This is a genomic window from Streptomyces sp. NPDC111628, assembly GCF_055635195.1.
In genome coordinates, this window is sequence record NZ_JBVKBZ010000006.1 from 588947 (window position 1) to 603498 (window position 14552).

Consider the following 14552-nt stretch of genomic DNA (forward strand, 5'->3'; position numbering starts at 1 on the left):
AGTCAGGCGCCGGGTGGCACCCGGGACGGCCGTCCCGAACCACGGGTCAGCGCGTAGCCGCCGATGCCCGCGAGCGCGGCCAGTACGGCCCCGATCCCGCTCCACACCCAGCGGTCCGACCACCAGCCCGACGACCAGCCGTCCTCCGGCTCGATCGCGGACAGCACGGCGCCCTTCTCGTCCTCGTCGCCCTGGTCGGCGCCGGAGGTCACCGCGATGCCCGGCACCAGCGGCTCGGCCAGCGAACCGTCCACCGCCGCGGCCCCGCCGATGTCCTTGGAGTCCGCCCGGACCTCGGTGGAGACCGGCACGCCGAGGTCGGAGGTGGGCACGTTCACGGCCGTGAGCCGGACGTAGTAGGTGCCCGGCAGCGGGTCGTTGGCCCACGGCTCGGTCCAGGCGCGCACGGTGCGCAGGACGCAGGCCAGCTCGACGGAGGAGGTGCCCGCGTCCGCGGTGCGGGCCTGGGCGCCCCACTGGCAGGCCTGGCGGCGGCGCAGGCCGTCGTACACGTCGACCCGCCAGGTCTGGGCGGCGTGCGTCTCGGGCAGCTTCACCGTGGCCTTCACGGTGGGCCGCTGCCCGGCGTCGGCCGGGAACGACCAGTACAGGTAGTCGCCCGCGGCCCCGTTCGCCGTGGCCGCCTGCCCCTGCTCGAACTCGGTGGCCGTACGGAAGGACGTGCCCGCCGTGGTCGGCGCGTCACCGTCCGCCGAAGGGCTCGCGGAGGGCGAGGAGTCGGCCGCCGCGGGAGCCGCGGCGAGACCGAGCAGCATCACAGCCGCACTCAACGCTCGGGTGAATCGCATCAGTTGGTCCTCCAGATCGCGAACCGCCAGCGCGAGAGCCAGCCCCACAGCAGACCGGCGACGAAACCGACCAGCACCAGCAGGCCGAGCAGCCACCAGCCGCGCCCGAGGCCGAAGGCGGCCACGTCGTCGGAGTCGCCCGGACCGTCCACGACGTCGACGGTCAGCTCCAGCGGCAGACCGGGCGTGGTCTTCACACCGGAGGCGACGGAGAAGGAGTTGGTGACCTGGAGGCACACCGCCTCGGCCGCCGCATCGTCGTCGTCGCTCTCCGCCTTCGGGTACCGCAGCCCCGTCGAGAGCACGTCGGTGCGGCCGTTGCCCGCCGCCTCACCGCGCACGATCTCCCGGCCGTGCACGGTCACCGCCCGCAGCAGTACCCCGTAGGACGGGTTCACGGCCCGGTCGGCGCCCACGCTCACGGAGGCGCGCAGCTCCTGGCCGGGCTCCACGTCCACCCGGTACCAGCGCTGCTGCCCGAACTCCTCGCGGTCGGTGTACAGCCCCGACTTCAGCGTCGGCGCCTTCGCGCACGCGTCCGCGCCCTCGGTGGCCACCGGTGTCACCACCGGGTCCGCCGCCCGGTCCACCAACTGGTTCACCTTGTCGGTCAGTTCGTCGGTGTGCTCGACCGAGGTGTACGTGCCGCCGGTCGCCTCGGCGATGCAGCTGAGCTGCTGCCGCATCTTGGTGTTCGGGACCAGCCCAAGCGTGTCGATGGTCAGCCCGATGCCCTTGGCGGCGATCTCGCGGGCCACCTCGCACGGGTCGAGCGGGGCGCAGGTGTCCTCGCCGTCGCTGATCAGCACGATGCGCTTGGAGCCGTTGCCGCCGTCGAGGTCGTCGGCCGCCTTCAGCAGCGCGGGCCCGATCGGCGTCCAGCCGGTCGGCGCCAGGGTCGCCACCGCCGTCTTCGCCTCGGTGCGGTCCAGCGGGCCGACCGGATAGAGCTGCGCGGTGTCCTTGCAACCGGTCTTGCGGTCGTCGCCCGGGTAGTCCGCGCCGAGCGTCCGGATGCCCAGCTGCACCTCTTCCGGCGTCGCGTCGAGCACCTCGTTGAACGCCTGCTTCGCCGCCGCCATGCGCGTACCGCCGTCGATGTCCCGCGTCCGCATCGAACCGCTGACGTCGAGCACGAGGTCGACCTTCGGCGCGTCCTCACCCGTGGGTTCACCGGCGCTCGCCCCGGCCGGGAACGCCATCCCGGCCGCCAGCGCAGCGAGCAGGGCACAGGCACCCGCCGCCAGCCGTGTTCTTGTGATCATCGGCGGATCCTATTGATCAGTGGTGCCGCGCTCCAAAACGAGACCGCGCCGATGCCCCGGCTTCACCTCCACCGCAGCGGATTGGGCAGCTCCGTCCACAGATCGCCCGTGCTCCCCGGCGAAGTCCGCATCGTCGTCAGCGCCTTGACCGGCAGCGGTTCCTCGCGCAGGGCCAGGACGTCCTCGGTGTCGGGCAGTTCGGGTGCCGCCGCCTCCACGGCCTTTCGCAGGGCCGGGCCCGAACCGGCCGTGGCCGCCAGCGCGCCTCCCACCAGGGAGCCGAACAACTTCCGGCGCAGTGCGAGCGGTTCGTCGGTCAGTACCCGTGCGGGCAGGCCGTGGGGCGCGATGCCGTGCCGGGAGAGGCGGGCCGGGGAGACGCGGATGTCGGCCAGGTCGCGGTAGACCAGGCGCAGCGGGTCGCCCGTCGCGGACAGCACGACCAGGAGGTTCTGACCGTGCGCCTCTAGGGCCACGCCCAGCTCCAGCGCGCGCAGCCCGACGGTGAGCGCGAGACGGGCGAAGGCGGCGAGCCACGCTGGGGAGCGCGGCAGCCCGGTGGTCGCCAGCGCGGCCACCGGGACGACGTGCTCGCCCGGCGAGGCGTACACCTCGGGCGCCTCGCGCAGTACGGCGGCCAGGTCGGGGGAGTGGGCGGTGGCCGCGCCCAGCGTGCGGGTCACGTGGAGCAGGCCGTCCAGGCGCGCGGCCAACTCCTCCCCGAAGGACGACAGGTCGGCCGACGCGGCGATCGAGGCGACCGAGATGTCCCGTACCGAGGACGTCAGCCGGGTGCTCAGCGCGGTCTTGACGTGCACCGAGCCGGGCACGGCGAGGGTCCGCAGGGACATCAGCGGATGCGCGGCGGGCCCGGCCCCGTACGACTGCTTGAGCACGTGCGCGGCCTGCCACGGATGCACCGGCACCAGCAGCCGTGCCCCGTCCCGCAACTCCCCGGGCCACACCCCCGTCACCAGGCACTCCGCCGCCGGGACCGGCACGAGCCCCAGCTCCACCACCGGCCCGTGCTCGGGCCCGTACGCGAGCTGCTCCGCCACCGAGAAGCCGGGCCGCGCACGGCAACCGGGGTGGTACGGGTGCCCGTCGACCACCCGCCGCTCCCAGCCCCACCCGCTGTCCGGCCACTCGTCCGGGTGATTCTCCGGCGCCTCCTCCCGCACCGCCCGGGGCTGTGCCGCGCGCGACAGCGCCAAGGACGCCGCACTGTGCCCGAGTTCGGCGGCGAAGGAGGCCGACCCCGCTACGGAGAGGTCGGTCATCAGCCGCTCCGGATCGTCGTACGCGACCTGGTCCAGCCGTACGACCCGGACGTACGCGTCCGTGCGGTACGGGTCGGCGGCCGGACCGCTCAGCCGGCGGCCGTCCCGCAGGCGCAGGACGAGCCCCTCCCCGGACCGCTCCCGGGCCTCGACCCACGGCAGCGGTTCGAAGGCGAGGGCACGCCACAGCCGGGACAGCACGGCCGCACGGGCCCCTGGCCGCTCGGCCGCGAACCGGTCGGCCAGAGCGGGACGGACGGCCGCCAGCTCCTCGGCGACCTCGGCCGCCGCACTGGGGGGACGATGCACGGGCAGGCTCCTCGGGTACGAGAACGACGTCATGGCGGAGAACCGACGAGAACCGACGAGAACCGACGAGGACCATGACGAGCGACATACTGATCGTCTCCGTCCTCTCCGCCATGGACCGACCGTAGGGAACGAGTGGAACGCGTGGATCTCCTGCCCCCGCCCACCGGCGCCGACGCCCCCTTCCCGGACGGCGCCGCCGACCGGGACGACGTGGCGCGCCGCGCCGACGCCCACGCGGCCGTACCGCTGCTGAACTGCCTGCTGCGCGAGGTGGCCGAACCGCTGCCGGGCCCCGGCGCCCGCCCCGTGTACCGGCTGCCCGGCGGCAGACTGCTGCGGGTGCGGCCCGGCCGCCGCCCCGCCGAACCGGAGGTCCGCACGGCGGACGGGTGGCACCGGGTCGACCACGCCGAACTGGTGAAGCTCGTCGCCGAGGCCCTGCGCCGGCACACCGGTGTGCCCAACCACGAACTGCCCACCGAGATGACCGACAGCCGCGACGCGGTGGCCGCCCTGCTGACGGCACGCGCGCGTGCCACCCCGCCCGCCGACCCGTACCTCCGCTCCGAACAGGCCCTGCTCACCGGCCACACCCACCATCCCGCCCCCAAGGCACGCGGCGGCGGCCCGCACGCCGGGTGGCTGCCGTACGCGCCCGAGGCACACGCCCGCTTCCCGCTGACGCTGCTCGCCGTGCGCGAGGACACCGTCGTCGACGAGGGCGACACCGCAGCCCTGGACGCCCTCGGCAAGGCCCCGCCCGGCTACCGGCTGCTGCCCGCCCACCCCTGGCAACTGGACCTGACGGCACCGGCCCTCGCGCCCGCATTCGCCGACGGCCGGCTCGTCCGGGTGGGCACGACCGGCTTCTTCGCCTGGCCGACGGCCGCGATCCGTACGGTGTACGCGCCCGAGTACCTGCCCGGACGGGACCTGTTCCTGAAGTTCAGCCTCGACGTGCGCGTCACCAACGACATCCGCCGCCTGTGGCGCCACGACCTGCTGAAACTGCGCCGCACCGACACGGCCGCCACCGAGGCCTTCGCCGCCCTGGGGCCTCCCGCCGCCTGGCTCGGCGACCGCGGCCACCGCACCGCGGACTTCGCCTTCGAGGAACTGGCCGTCGTCGTCCGCGACGGCCTGCGCGACCACCTCCTGCCCGGCGCGACCCCGCTTTTGGCCGCCGCGCTCGTGGAGGGCTTCCCCGGCAGCCCGCTCGCGGCCGCCGCGGACCCGGCAGCCTGGTGGGAGGCGTACCTGGCCGCCGTCGTCCCGCCCGTCCTGACCGCCTTCGCCGACGACGGCGTCGTACTGGAGGCGCACCTGCAGAACACCCTGGTCGCCGTGGACGCGGCCGGCACCCCCGTACAGGCCCTCTTCCGGGACGCGGAGGGCGTCAAACTGCTGCCGGACACCCCGAGGGCGGCCGGCTGGGAACGCCTGGTCTACTGCCTGGTCGTGAACCACCTGTACGAGATCGCCGCCGCCCTCACCGAACACCACCCCGCCCACGACCCCTGGCCCGCCGTCCGCCGCATCCTGGCCCGCCACGACCTGCCCGAGATTCCGGCCCTGCTCACCGCCCCCACCCTCCCCGCCAAGACCAACCTCCTGCTGCGCTGGACCGGCGCGGACGGCGCCGACGCCCGCTACCGCCCCCTGCCCAACCCGCTGCGCGGCGCCTGAGCGGCCGCCCTCCACGCGCCCGGAAATCCGGTGCCGTACCGGTCCCCGGTGGTGGACACTCACCGCATGGCGGACATGAACGCGTTCCGGGACGAGATCGCCCGCCGGGCGGCGGGCGGCGCCGGGGACACGGCGGGTGACCTGGCGGCCGACCTGGTGCGGGAGCTCGGCCTGCGGACGGCGGTGCTGCTGGAGGGCCCCAGCGACCTCGCCGCCGTCGAGGCCCTCGCGGCCCGCGAGGACCGCGACCTGACGGCCGAAGGCGTGGCCGTGGTGTCCATGGGCGGCGCGATGAGCGTCGGCCGCTACGCGGGGCTGCTCGGCCCACCCGGCCTCGGCCTGCGCCTGACCGGCCTCTGCGACGCCCGGGAGGAGCCCTTCTACGTCCGCGGCTGGCAACGGGCCGACGCCCCACGGGACTTCCACGTCTGCGTGGCCGACCTGGAGGACGAGCTGATCCGCGCGCTGGGCCCGGAGCGGGTCGAGGAGGTCATACGGTCCGAGGACGAACTCCGCCCCTGGCAGACCTTCCTGGCCCAGCCCGCCCAGCACGACCGCTCCCGGCAACAGCAGTTGCGCCGCTTCCTCAGCACCAGGAAGGGCCGCAAGATCCGCTACGGCAGCCTCCTGGTGGAGGCCCTCGACACCGTAAGGCCACCGGCACCGCTCGCGGATCTCCTCGCGGGGCTGTGACCGTCGGGCTGCTTCGTGGCGCAAAGCGTTTGAGCGGGGCTGCGCCCCGCTGCTACGGTCCTGGCGGACCGTGAAGTCGTCGTATGGAGGTGAGCCCCGTGAACACAGTCACCCGTGGGTGCTCCCTCGATCCGTCACGGTCCGACGGCTGACGTCCGGTGTCGCCAGGAGCGCCTGAGACCGAGGCACTCCTGGAGGAGGACTCCGATGAACACAAAGCCCTTCACATCCGGCCCGAGCGAAAACGCCGTGGCGATCACGCGCGTCGCGGACCGGCAATGGCATGCACTGGACGACGACTTGGTGGTCGGGCGCGGTTATGCGGCGCGCCGGGCCGACGGTCGCCTCTTCGTCAGCATCGACGCCTGGCACGACGCCCCCTTCGACCGGCTCGCCGAGACGATGCTGACGGAACTGCCGGCACCGTTGCACACGGTGGTCGACGAAGCCGATGTCGAGCTGACGGCCCGCTGGCGGCGGGCCGGGTTCACGGTCCGCCGCCGTGCATGGGAGTACGTCGTACCGACCGACCCGCGGGTCACCGGGCTCGGCGACGCCCTGCCGCCTTCGGGCGTGACAATCGTTCCCGCCGGTCAGGCGGACGAGGGCCTGCTGCGGGCGGTGGACCGCGCGATCCGTGACGAAGTCGGCGCGACCGTCGGATGGCAGTCGATGCCGACGGAGGTGATCCCCTTTGGCGAAGGCGACACCGTCGTCGATCCGTCGAAGTACGCGGTGGCCGCGGCGCCGGACCGCTACCTGGGGCTGATCCGGGTGGTGACGGTCAACCGGCCGCGCATCGGGCTGCTCGCGGTCCGCACCGGCGAGCAGCGCCGCGGCATCGCGCGGGCACTGCTGGCCCACGCGCTGGGAACACTGCACCGCTCGGGGTTCGCCGAGGCCAGAGCCGAAGTCCAGGAGTCCCATCACGTGGCATCGGCGCTGTTCGAGGGCATCGGCGCCCAGCCGACGAGCAGCAACCTGGAGCTGGTGCGATGACGAAGCACAAGAACGTCATCGAGGTCGAGGGCCGGGTCGTCGAGTGCCTGCGCAGCGCCATGTTCACCGTAGAGCTCGAGAACGGCCACCACGTCCTCGCGCACGTCAGCGGAAAGATCCGCAAGAACTACATCAGGATCATGCTGGAGGACCGGGTACTGGTGGAGCTCCCGCCGTACGACTTGTCGCGCGGCCGGATCGTGTTCCGGTACCGGAACTAGCGGCAGTCGGTGCCCTCCGCGGCAACTGATCGCCGCGGTCCCGGTGCGACGCCCCGTCCTGGCAGGCGTCCAGGTCGGGGCCTTCGGCCGTGCGGCGGTGAGCGGGCCGTGCTACTTCGTGGCCCCCTGGGCGAAGCCGTTGTAGATGTAGCGCTGGAGGAACAGGAAGATCACCAGGGTCGGCACGATGACGAGTACGGCCCCGGCGGAGATGTTCTCCCAGTGCGCCCCGAACGGCCCCTTGAACCGGAACAGGGCCGTGGACATGGTCCCGAGGTCCTCGGAGGGCATGTAGAGGAACGGGATGTAGAAGTCGTTGTACGTGGTGATGCCCTTGATGATGACCACGGTCGCGATGGCCGGCTTCAACAGCGGAAAGATGATCTTCCGGTAGATGGTGAAGGAGTTGGCGCCGTCGAGCCGCGCGGCCTCGTCGAGAGACCGGGGGATGCCGCGGATGAACTGCAGGAAGATGTAGATGGCCACGATGTCCGTGCCCATGTACAGCAGGATCGGGGCCCAGCGGGTGTTGAACAGCCCGAAGCTGTTGACGACCTGGAAGGTGGCCACCTGCGTCGTCACGGCCGGCACCAGCGTGGCGACCAGGAACAGCGCCATCACGAGCTTCTTGAGACGGAAGTCGAAACGGTCGATGGCGTACGCCGTCATCGAGCCGATGATCACCGTGCCGGTGATGGAGAACAGCAGGATGAAGGCCGTGTTGCCGAAGGCCTTCAGCATGTGGCCGTCGTTGAAGGCCGTGGCGTAGTTGGAGAGGTTGAGCCAGTCGTCCGGCAGGGCGAGCGCGCCCTGACCGTCGGAGATCTCCCCGTAGGACTTCAGCGAGGTCAGGAAGATCACGACGAGCGGCAGCAGCACCACGAGGGAGGCGACGACCAGCGACAGGTAGGTCAGCGCGGTGCTGACGCGCGGCCGACGGCGCGCTCGTTCCCGCGCGCGACGGGCGGGGGCAGGGGCGGCGAGAGTCATACGAGATCCACCTTCTCGTCGGGTACGAGGCGGCGCTGGATCCAGGTGATCACCAGGATGATCGCCAGCAGCACCACCGCACAGGCCGAGGCCAGGCCGGTCTTGTTGAACTGGAAGGCGAACTTCACCGTCTGGATGACGAACGTCGAGGTCTCCGTCGCACCGCCGGTCATGATGTACGGGATCTCGAAGACGGAGAGGGAGCCGGAGATCGCCAGGATGACGCTCAGGCTCAGCACCGGCCGGATGCTCGGCGCGATGATGTGCCGGAACTGCTTCCAGCGGCCGGCGCCGTCCAACTGGGCGGCCTCGTAGAGCTCGCCGGGGATCGACTGGATCGCGCCGAGGAACAGGACGAAGTTCAGGCCGGTGAAGCGCCACACGGAGACCCCGGCCATGGAGGTGTTGGCCGACTCCGGAGACCCCAGCCAGGCGCGGTCGGTACCGACGCCGAACCAGGACAGGACCGAGTCGAGGGTGCCGCCGTCCTGGAAGAAGTACAGGAAGACGAAGCCGATCGCGACGCCGTTGATCAGGTACGGGAAGAACAGGATGCCCTTGAACAGGTTCCTGAAGCGTAGGTCGAAGCTGAGGACGGCGGCGAAGTACAGGGCGATGACGATCTGTACGACGGACGCCGCGAGGTAGTAGAAGCTCACCGCGAACACCCGGAACAGCTCGGGCCGGGTGAAGATCTCGGTGTAGTTGTCCGCCCCGACGTAGCTGCGGTCGGGGCTGATGCCGTCCCAGTCGGTGAAGCTGTAGTAGATCATGTTGCCCACCGGCACATAGGTGAACGTGATCAGCAGGGCGAGGGGCGCCAGCAGGAACAGCCACGGCGTGATCCTGCGCCGGGCGGCCGGGGCGGGGGGTGAACCGGTGGTGACGGTCCGGGTTCGGGTTCGGGTCATTGCGGAGCCTGGGGCCTTTCGTCGTCCGCCGAGGGCACTGGCGCCGGGTCCCCGTTCACCGGGGAGGCGGGAGAGGACCCGGCGGGTGCTGGTACCAGACGGGTGCTGGTACCAGACGGGTGCCGGGGTCAGGAGCCGACCGTCCCCCTGGCCTCGGACCAGCGCTTGTTCAGGTCGTCGAAGTAGCCGTCGAGGGAGCCGTCCGTGGCGCCGCGGGCGATGTCGATGAGCTTCTTGCGGTAGTCCGGCTTGTTGAGCCCGATCTCGGAGGCGTTGTCGATGGCGTTGACGTCGGCCGTCTTCGCCTCGGAGCGCTCGATCATCTTGACATCGTTGTCAACGTACTCCTTGAGCGTCGCCGGCATCCCCTCGGACTTCAGGGCGGAGACGGCACCCTCCTTGGCCGCGTAGCCGGACTTCTCCGTGAACCAGTCGATCCACGCCCGGGCGGCCTCCTTGTGGTCCGAGTGGATGTTGACGGCCTGCTGGTAGTCGGAGACCAGGGTGGCGCAGAACTGGCCGTCCTTCTGGGACGGAACCGGCATGAAGCCGATGTCGTCCGGGTTCTGCCCGGCCGCCTCGGCCGCGTCCCGCATCTGGTTGATGGCCCAGGAGCCGAGCATCATGCTGCCCACCTTGCCCTTGGCCAGAAGGGTCTTCGAGCTCTCCCAGTTGGTGGTGGCCGGGTCCTTCTCCGACAGCTTCTCGTGGACGATGTCGTAGAGGAGGGTGTCGAGGGTGTTGAGGTCGTTGCCCTCCGCCCACGGCTTGTCCATCGCGGCCAGCTTGTCGGAGGCCTGGGTGTCGCAGCTGATCGAGCCGACGCCGTTGGTCCAGGGGCTCTCCAGCGGCCAGCCGTCCTTGAAGTTGGTGTAGTACGCAGTCGCCCCGGTCTTGTCCTCGACCGCCTTGAGGTCGTCGAGGAACTGCTCGGTCGTCGTCGGCCAGTCGGTGATCCCGGCCTTCGCGAACAGCGCCTTGTTGTAGACCAGGCCGTTGGCGGTGCCGAAGGTGGCGATGCCGTACGTCGTGCCGGCGACCTCGGTCTTGTCGGTGAAGCGGTAGGTGCCCTTCATCGACGAGGTCTCGCCGAGCGGCGCGAAGAACGTGGGGTAGTCGCCCTTGGCGACCGCCGACGGAATCAGCAGGACGTCGCCGTAGTCCTCCGTGTTCATGCGGATCTTCACCTCACCCTCGTAGTCGGTGAGACCCTCGAACTCGACCTTCACGTCGGGATAGGTCCTGTTGAACTCGGCGGCGTACTTCTTCATCGTCCCGTCCTCGACGAGGTCGGTGCGGTTGGTGAGCACGGTGATGTCCCCCGAGACGCCGTCCGGGTTCACCGGTGCGGCGGCGGTCTCGCCCGGGTCCGCGCCGCCCCCTCCGCTGCACCCCGCAACGGTCAGCATCGCGGTGGCGAGCAGTGCGACGCTCAGCGTCCTCTTCCCCATGTGCCCAGCTCCTTTCCAAGGATTACGGCTCGGGCTCCGGTGGTGGTGACGGCGACTATGTCAGCCACTCATGAACCGGTAAAGCTTCCTCATTGCTCGCGATGCGCAATCGTTACCTGTGGCGCATAGCCGAGAGGGAACTCCCCAGGCGCTACTGCTCTGGAGCGCGGACTCTTGATCGACAGAGAGGGCTAGACCGGTTCACTTCAGGGGAGTTAGGTTGAGTCGCGTTGCATCGACACCGGGCCCGTCCCGCCGAAGGAGCCGTACATGAAGGAAGTCGTCCCGCTCGCCGAGGGCTGGAGCCTGAGCCACAGCGAGAACCTGCTGCCGGCCCAGGTCCCCGGTTGCGTCCACACCGATCTGCTCAGGGCCGGCCTGATCCCGGACCCCTTCCTCGGCGTCAACGAGTCCGACGTGGCCTGGGTCGGACAGCGGGCCTGGACCTACGTCCGCGACCTGCCGGCCACCGACACCGCAGGGGAGCGGCACGAGCGGACCGACCTGGTCTTCGACGGCCTGGACACCGCCGCCACCATCACCCTGGACGGGCGGGAGGTGGGCCGGACCCGGAACATGCACCGGCGCCACCGCTTCGACGTCACCGGTCGGCACGGGCTCCTGGCGGTGGACTTCGCCTCCGCCTACGACGAGGCCGCCAAGGTCCGGGCACTGACGGGGGAGCGGCCCAACGTCTACCCGGAGCCGTTCCAGTACATCCGCAAGATGGCGTGCGGCTTCGGCTGGGACTGGGGCCCGACCCTGGTGACGGCCGGCATCTGGCGCCCGGTCCGGCTGGAGCGGTGGTCGACGGCCCGGCTGGCCGACGTACGCCCCCTGGTGACGGTCCACGGCGGCACCGGCCGCGTCGAGATGCGCGTGGAGGTCGAGCGGACCGCGCAGGGGACGGCCCGCCCGCTCGCCGTGCGTGCCACCGTCGGGGACGGCCTCGCCGAGGCGCGCGGCGCGGTGGAGGGGACGCACGCCGTGCTGACACTGGAGGTGCCCGACGCCGATCTGTGGTGGCCTCGCGGCTACGGCGCACAGCCTCTGTACGACGTGGAACTCGCGCTGGTCGAGGAGAGCGACGGTATCGACGGACCGCCCCTCGACACCTGGCACCGGCGGATCGGCTTCCGGACCGTGGAGCTGGACCGCTCGGCGGACCGGCACGGCACCGGCTTCACCCTGGTGCTCAACGGCGAACGGATCTTCGCGCGCGGGGTCAACTGGATACCCGACGACGTGTTCCCGTCCCGGATCACCCCGGAGCGCTACCGCACCCGGCTGCGCCAGACCGCCGACGCGGGCGTGGACCTGGTGCGGATCTGGGGCGGCGGCATCTACGAGGACGACGCCTTCTACGACACCTGTGACGAACTGGGCCTCATGGTCTGGCAGGACTTCCTCTTCGCCTGCGCGGCCTACCCGGAGGAGCAGCCGCTGCGCGGCGAGGTCGAGGCCGAGGCGCGCGACAACGTTGTCCGGCTGATGCCGCACCCCTCGCTCGTCCTGTGGAACGGCAACAACGAGAACCTCTGGGGCTTCCGCGACTGGGGCTGGGAGCCCGAGCTGAGCGGCGACTCCTGGGGCGGCGGCTACTACCTGGACCTGCTCCCGCGGATCGTCGCCGAACTCGACCCCACCCGCCCCTACAGTGCGGGCAGCCCCTGGTCCGGCTCCTGGGACCACCACCCCAACGACCCGGCCCACGGCACATATCACTCCTGGGAGGTCTGGAACCGCCGGGACTACGCCGAGTACCGCGACTCGGTGCCCCGCTTCGTGTCGGAGTTCGGCTGGCAGGCGCCGCCCGCCCTGGCCACCCTGCGACGCGCGCTGCCCGGCGAACGACTCGCCCCCGACTCGCCCGGCATGCTGCACCACCAGAAGGCCGAGGACGGCAACGGCAAGCTGAACCGGGGCGTGGCTCGCCACTTCGACCTGCCCGAGGGCGACTTCGACCGCTGGCACTACCTCACCCAGGTCGTGCAGGCCCGCGCGATCGCCACCGGGATCGAGCACTGGCGCTCGCACTGGCCCGTGTGCGCGGGCACCGTCGTGTGGCAGATCAACGACTGCTGGCCGGTCAGCTCCTGGTCGGCCATCGACGGCGACGGCCGGCTCAAGCCGCTCTACCACGAGCTGCGCCGGGTCTACGCGGACCGGCTCCTCACACTCCAGCCGGGCGACGGCGACGACAGCGCCGTACTCGCCGCCGTCAACCAGTCCGCCGAGCCCTGGCAGACACGCGTGAGACTGCGCCGGCTGCGGGCGGACGGCGCCGAGGTGGCCGAGCACGTGCTCGACGTGACGGCCGCCGCCCGTTCGGTGCACCGGGTGGCCGTACCGCGGGATCTCGTACCCGCGCCGCATTCCGGCAAGGAGTTCCTGGTCGCCGACAGCGGGGACCTGCGCAGCGTGCACGTCCCCGTCGCCGACCGGGAATTCGCCTACCCGGCCCCGCGCTACGACGTGGCCGTGGAGTCACCGGTAGGTGCCGGGACCGGTAATGTCGAGGTCGTGGTAACCGCACACACCCTCGTACGCGACCTCCTCCTGCAGGCCGACCGGCTCGGACCGGACGCGGTCTGCGACACCGGACTGCGCACCCTGCTCCCCGGCGAACAGCTCCGGCTGCGGGTCACCGGCGCGGCCGAGACCGGGGCCAACGCCGTACGAGCGGCCCTGTTCTGTGTGGAACCGGCGTGAGCACACCGTCCGTACGCGTCACCATCAAGGACGTCGCCGCGGCAGCCGGGGTGTCCAAGGGCGCCGTGTCCCTGGCCTTCAACGACAAGCCGGGCGTCTCCGACGCCACCCGTGAGCGGATCTTCGCCGCGGCCCGGCAACTGGGCTGGGCCCCCAACTCCTCGGCGCGCAGCCTGTCGCGCCAGTCCGTCGACACGGTGGGGCTGGCGATCTGCCGCCCCGCCCGGCTGCTGGGCCTGGAGCCGTTCTACATGGAGTTCGTCTCCGGCATCGAGAGCGTGCTCGCCGAGCGCGACTGCTCGTTGCTGCTGCGGCTGGTCGGCTCGCTGGAGGAGGAGATCGGCCTCCAGGAACGCTGGTGGCGGGAGCGGCAGGTGGGGGGCTCGATCCTGGTCGACTTCCACCAGGAGGACCCGCGGATCGGCCCGCTCGGACGGATCGGCCTCCCGGCCGTGGCCGTCGGCCACCCGTCCCTCACCAGAGGATTCCCGTCGGTGTGGACGGACGACGCCGCCGCCGTCGCCGAGGCGGTGCGCTACCTCGCGGTGCTGGGGCACCGGCGCATCGCGCACGTGGGCGGCCCCCGCGGACTCGGGCACAGTGCCATCCGGACGACGGCGTTCGAGCAGACCATGAGCGAACTCGGCCTCGACCGCGGGCCGCACGTCGAGACGGGCTTCTCGGGCGAGGACGGCGCCCGGGCCACCCGCTCCCTGCTGCTGTCCGCCGAGCGGCCCACGGCGATCCTCTACGACAACGACATCATGGCGGTCGCCGGACTCGGTGTCGCCGCCGAGATGGGCGTCTCCGTGCCGGACGACCTGTCGCTGCTCGCGTGGGACGACTCCCAACTGTGCCGGCTGACCCATCCGACGCTGTCGGCGATGAGTCACGACGTGCACGGCTTCGGTGCGCAGGTCGCACGGGTGCTGTTCGAGGTGCTGGCGGGCCACGACGTGGCGTCCCGGCCCGTCGCGACGCCGTCGCTGGTGCCGCGGGCGTCGACCGCGCCGCCGCGGCCCATCGCCCCCTGAACTACTAAACCGCTAAACCTGCTGACCAGCAAAGACAAGCCTCCTGCTCGCGGGATCCACCTGCGGAACTTGCTTTCACGTGGCCGATTGACAGGCATGTAGGTCACCTCTACGGTCCTTATCGGTTAACCGGTAAAGCAAGTTCTCAGCGAGGACAACGTTGTCAGGTTCATGACCTTCATCGGAGGA

The 14552-nt window shown here is 71.3% G+C and carries 12 protein-coding genes; 6 read left to right on the forward strand and 6 right to left on the reverse strand.

Annotation, left to right across the window (positions count from 1 at the left end; translation table 11 throughout):
• Positions 1–2: 2 nt before the first annotated feature.
• From ACZ7MF_RS32060 to ACZ7MF_RS32070, 3 genes are all read right to left on the reverse strand, one after another.
• Positions 3–809, reverse strand: coding sequence for a hypothetical protein (locus tag ACZ7MF_RS32060; protein ID WP_471481760.1), 807 nt, complete (start codon positions 807–809; stop codon positions 3–5).
• Positions 809–2074, reverse strand: a complete 1266-nt coding sequence (locus tag ACZ7MF_RS32065; protein ID WP_471481761.1) for a vWA domain-containing protein — start codon at positions 2072–2074, stop codon at positions 809–811. The genes ACZ7MF_RS32060 and ACZ7MF_RS32065 overlap by 1 nt, the downstream gene beginning before the upstream one ends.
• 62 nt (positions 2075–2136) lie before the next feature.
• Positions 2137–3663 carry an IucA/IucC family protein gene (locus ACZ7MF_RS32070; RefSeq protein WP_471481762.1) on the reverse strand — a complete coding sequence of 509 codons (1527 nt, stop codon included), beginning with the start codon at positions 3661–3663 and terminating at the stop codon, positions 2137–2139.
• Positions 3664–3798: 135 nt separating this feature from the next.
• On the opposite strand from ACZ7MF_RS32070, the gene ACZ7MF_RS32075 reads away from it, so the two are divergent.
• From ACZ7MF_RS32075 to infA, 4 genes are all read left to right on the forward strand, one after another.
• Positions 3799–5352 carry an IucA/IucC family protein gene (locus ACZ7MF_RS32075; protein ID WP_471481763.1) on the forward strand — a complete coding sequence of 518 codons (1554 nt, stop codon included), beginning with the start codon at positions 3799–3801 and terminating at the stop codon, positions 5350–5352.
• A 66-nt stretch (positions 5353–5418) separates the two neighbouring features.
• The gene (locus ACZ7MF_RS32080) at positions 5419–6045 is read left to right on the forward strand and encodes a TOPRIM nucleotidyl transferase/hydrolase domain-containing protein (RefSeq protein WP_471481764.1); all 627 of its coding nucleotides are present in this window, start codon (positions 5419–5421) and stop codon (positions 6043–6045) included.
• Between the two features lie 207 nt (positions 6046–6252).
• A complete protein-coding gene (locus ACZ7MF_RS32085; protein ID WP_471481765.1) occupies positions 6253–7044 on the forward strand; it encodes a GNAT family N-acetyltransferase in 792 nt (263 codons plus the stop codon).
• The gene (gene infA / locus ACZ7MF_RS32090; protein ID WP_471481766.1) at positions 7041–7265 is read left to right on the forward strand and encodes a translation initiation factor IF-1; all 225 of its coding nucleotides are present in this window, start codon (positions 7041–7043) and stop codon (positions 7263–7265) included. Before ACZ7MF_RS32085 ends, infA begins: the two co-directional genes overlap by 4 nt.
• 111 nt (positions 7266–7376) lie before the next feature.
• On the opposite strand, the gene ACZ7MF_RS32095 is transcribed toward infA, so the two are convergent.
• The 3 genes from ACZ7MF_RS32095 to ACZ7MF_RS32105 all read right to left on the reverse strand — a co-directional run bounded on the left by ACZ7MF_RS32095 (position 7377) and on the right by ACZ7MF_RS32105 (position 10617).
• Positions 7377–8255: a carbohydrate ABC transporter permease gene (locus ACZ7MF_RS32095; protein ID WP_471481767.1), complete on the reverse strand. Its 879-nt coding sequence runs from the start codon at positions 8253–8255 to the stop codon at positions 7377–7379.
• Positions 8252–9166: a carbohydrate ABC transporter permease gene (locus ACZ7MF_RS32100; RefSeq protein ID WP_471481768.1), complete on the reverse strand. Its 915-nt coding sequence runs from the start codon at positions 9164–9166 to the stop codon at positions 8252–8254. The genes ACZ7MF_RS32095 and ACZ7MF_RS32100 overlap by 4 nt, the downstream gene beginning before the upstream one ends.
• A 128-nt stretch (positions 9167–9294) precedes the next feature.
• A complete protein-coding gene (locus ACZ7MF_RS32105; protein WP_471481769.1) occupies positions 9295–10617 on the reverse strand; it encodes an ABC transporter substrate-binding protein in 1323 nt (440 codons plus the stop codon).
• Between the two features lie 270 nt (positions 10618–10887).
• Here ACZ7MF_RS32105 and ACZ7MF_RS32110 point away from each other — a divergent pair, with 270 nt between their 5' ends.
• Both ACZ7MF_RS32110 and ACZ7MF_RS32115 read left to right on the forward strand, forming a co-directional pair.
• Entirely contained in the window at positions 10888–13329 is a 2442-nt protein-coding gene (locus tag ACZ7MF_RS32110; RefSeq protein ID WP_471481770.1) for a glycoside hydrolase family 2 protein, read from the forward strand.
• Positions 13326–14363 (forward strand): LacI family DNA-binding transcriptional regulator, encoded by a 1038-nt coding sequence (locus ACZ7MF_RS32115; RefSeq protein ID WP_471481771.1) that lies wholly within the window; start codon positions 13326–13328, stop codon positions 14361–14363. The genes ACZ7MF_RS32110 and ACZ7MF_RS32115 overlap by 4 nt, the downstream gene beginning before the upstream one ends.
• Positions 14364–14552 lie beyond the last annotated feature (189 nt).

Coding starts and splice junctions, on each gene's coding strand:
- ACZ7MF_RS32095 (WP_471481767.1), bottom strand. CDS start 8,255: ATGACTCTCGCCGCCCCTGCCCCCGCCCGTCGCGCGCGGGAACGAGCG.
- infA (WP_471481766.1), top strand. CDS start 7,041: ATGACGAAGCACAAGAACGTCATCGAGGTCGAGGGCCGGGTCGTCGAG.
- ACZ7MF_RS32105 (WP_471481769.1), bottom strand. CDS start 10,617: ATGGGGAAGAGGACGCTGAGCGTCGCACTGCTCGCCACCGCGATGCTG.
- ACZ7MF_RS32085 (WP_471481765.1), top strand. CDS start 6,253: ATGAACACAAAGCCCTTCACATCCGGCCCGAGCGAAAACGCCGTGGCG.
- ACZ7MF_RS32065 (WP_471481761.1), bottom strand. CDS start 2,074: ATGATCACAAGAACACGGCTGGCGGCGGGTGCCTGTGCCCTGCTCGCT.
- ACZ7MF_RS32110 (WP_471481770.1), top strand. CDS start 10,888: ATGAAGGAAGTCGTCCCGCTCGCCGAGGGCTGGAGCCTGAGCCACAGC.
- ACZ7MF_RS32060 (WP_471481760.1), bottom strand. CDS start 809: ATGCGATTCACCCGAGCGTTGAGTGCGGCTGTGATGCTGCTCGGTCTC.
- ACZ7MF_RS32080 (WP_471481764.1), top strand. CDS start 5,419: ATGGCGGACATGAACGCGTTCCGGGACGAGATCGCCCGCCGGGCGGCG.
- ACZ7MF_RS32100 (WP_471481768.1), bottom strand. CDS start 9,166: ATGACCCGAACCCGAACCCGGACCGTCACCACCGGTTCACCCCCCGCC.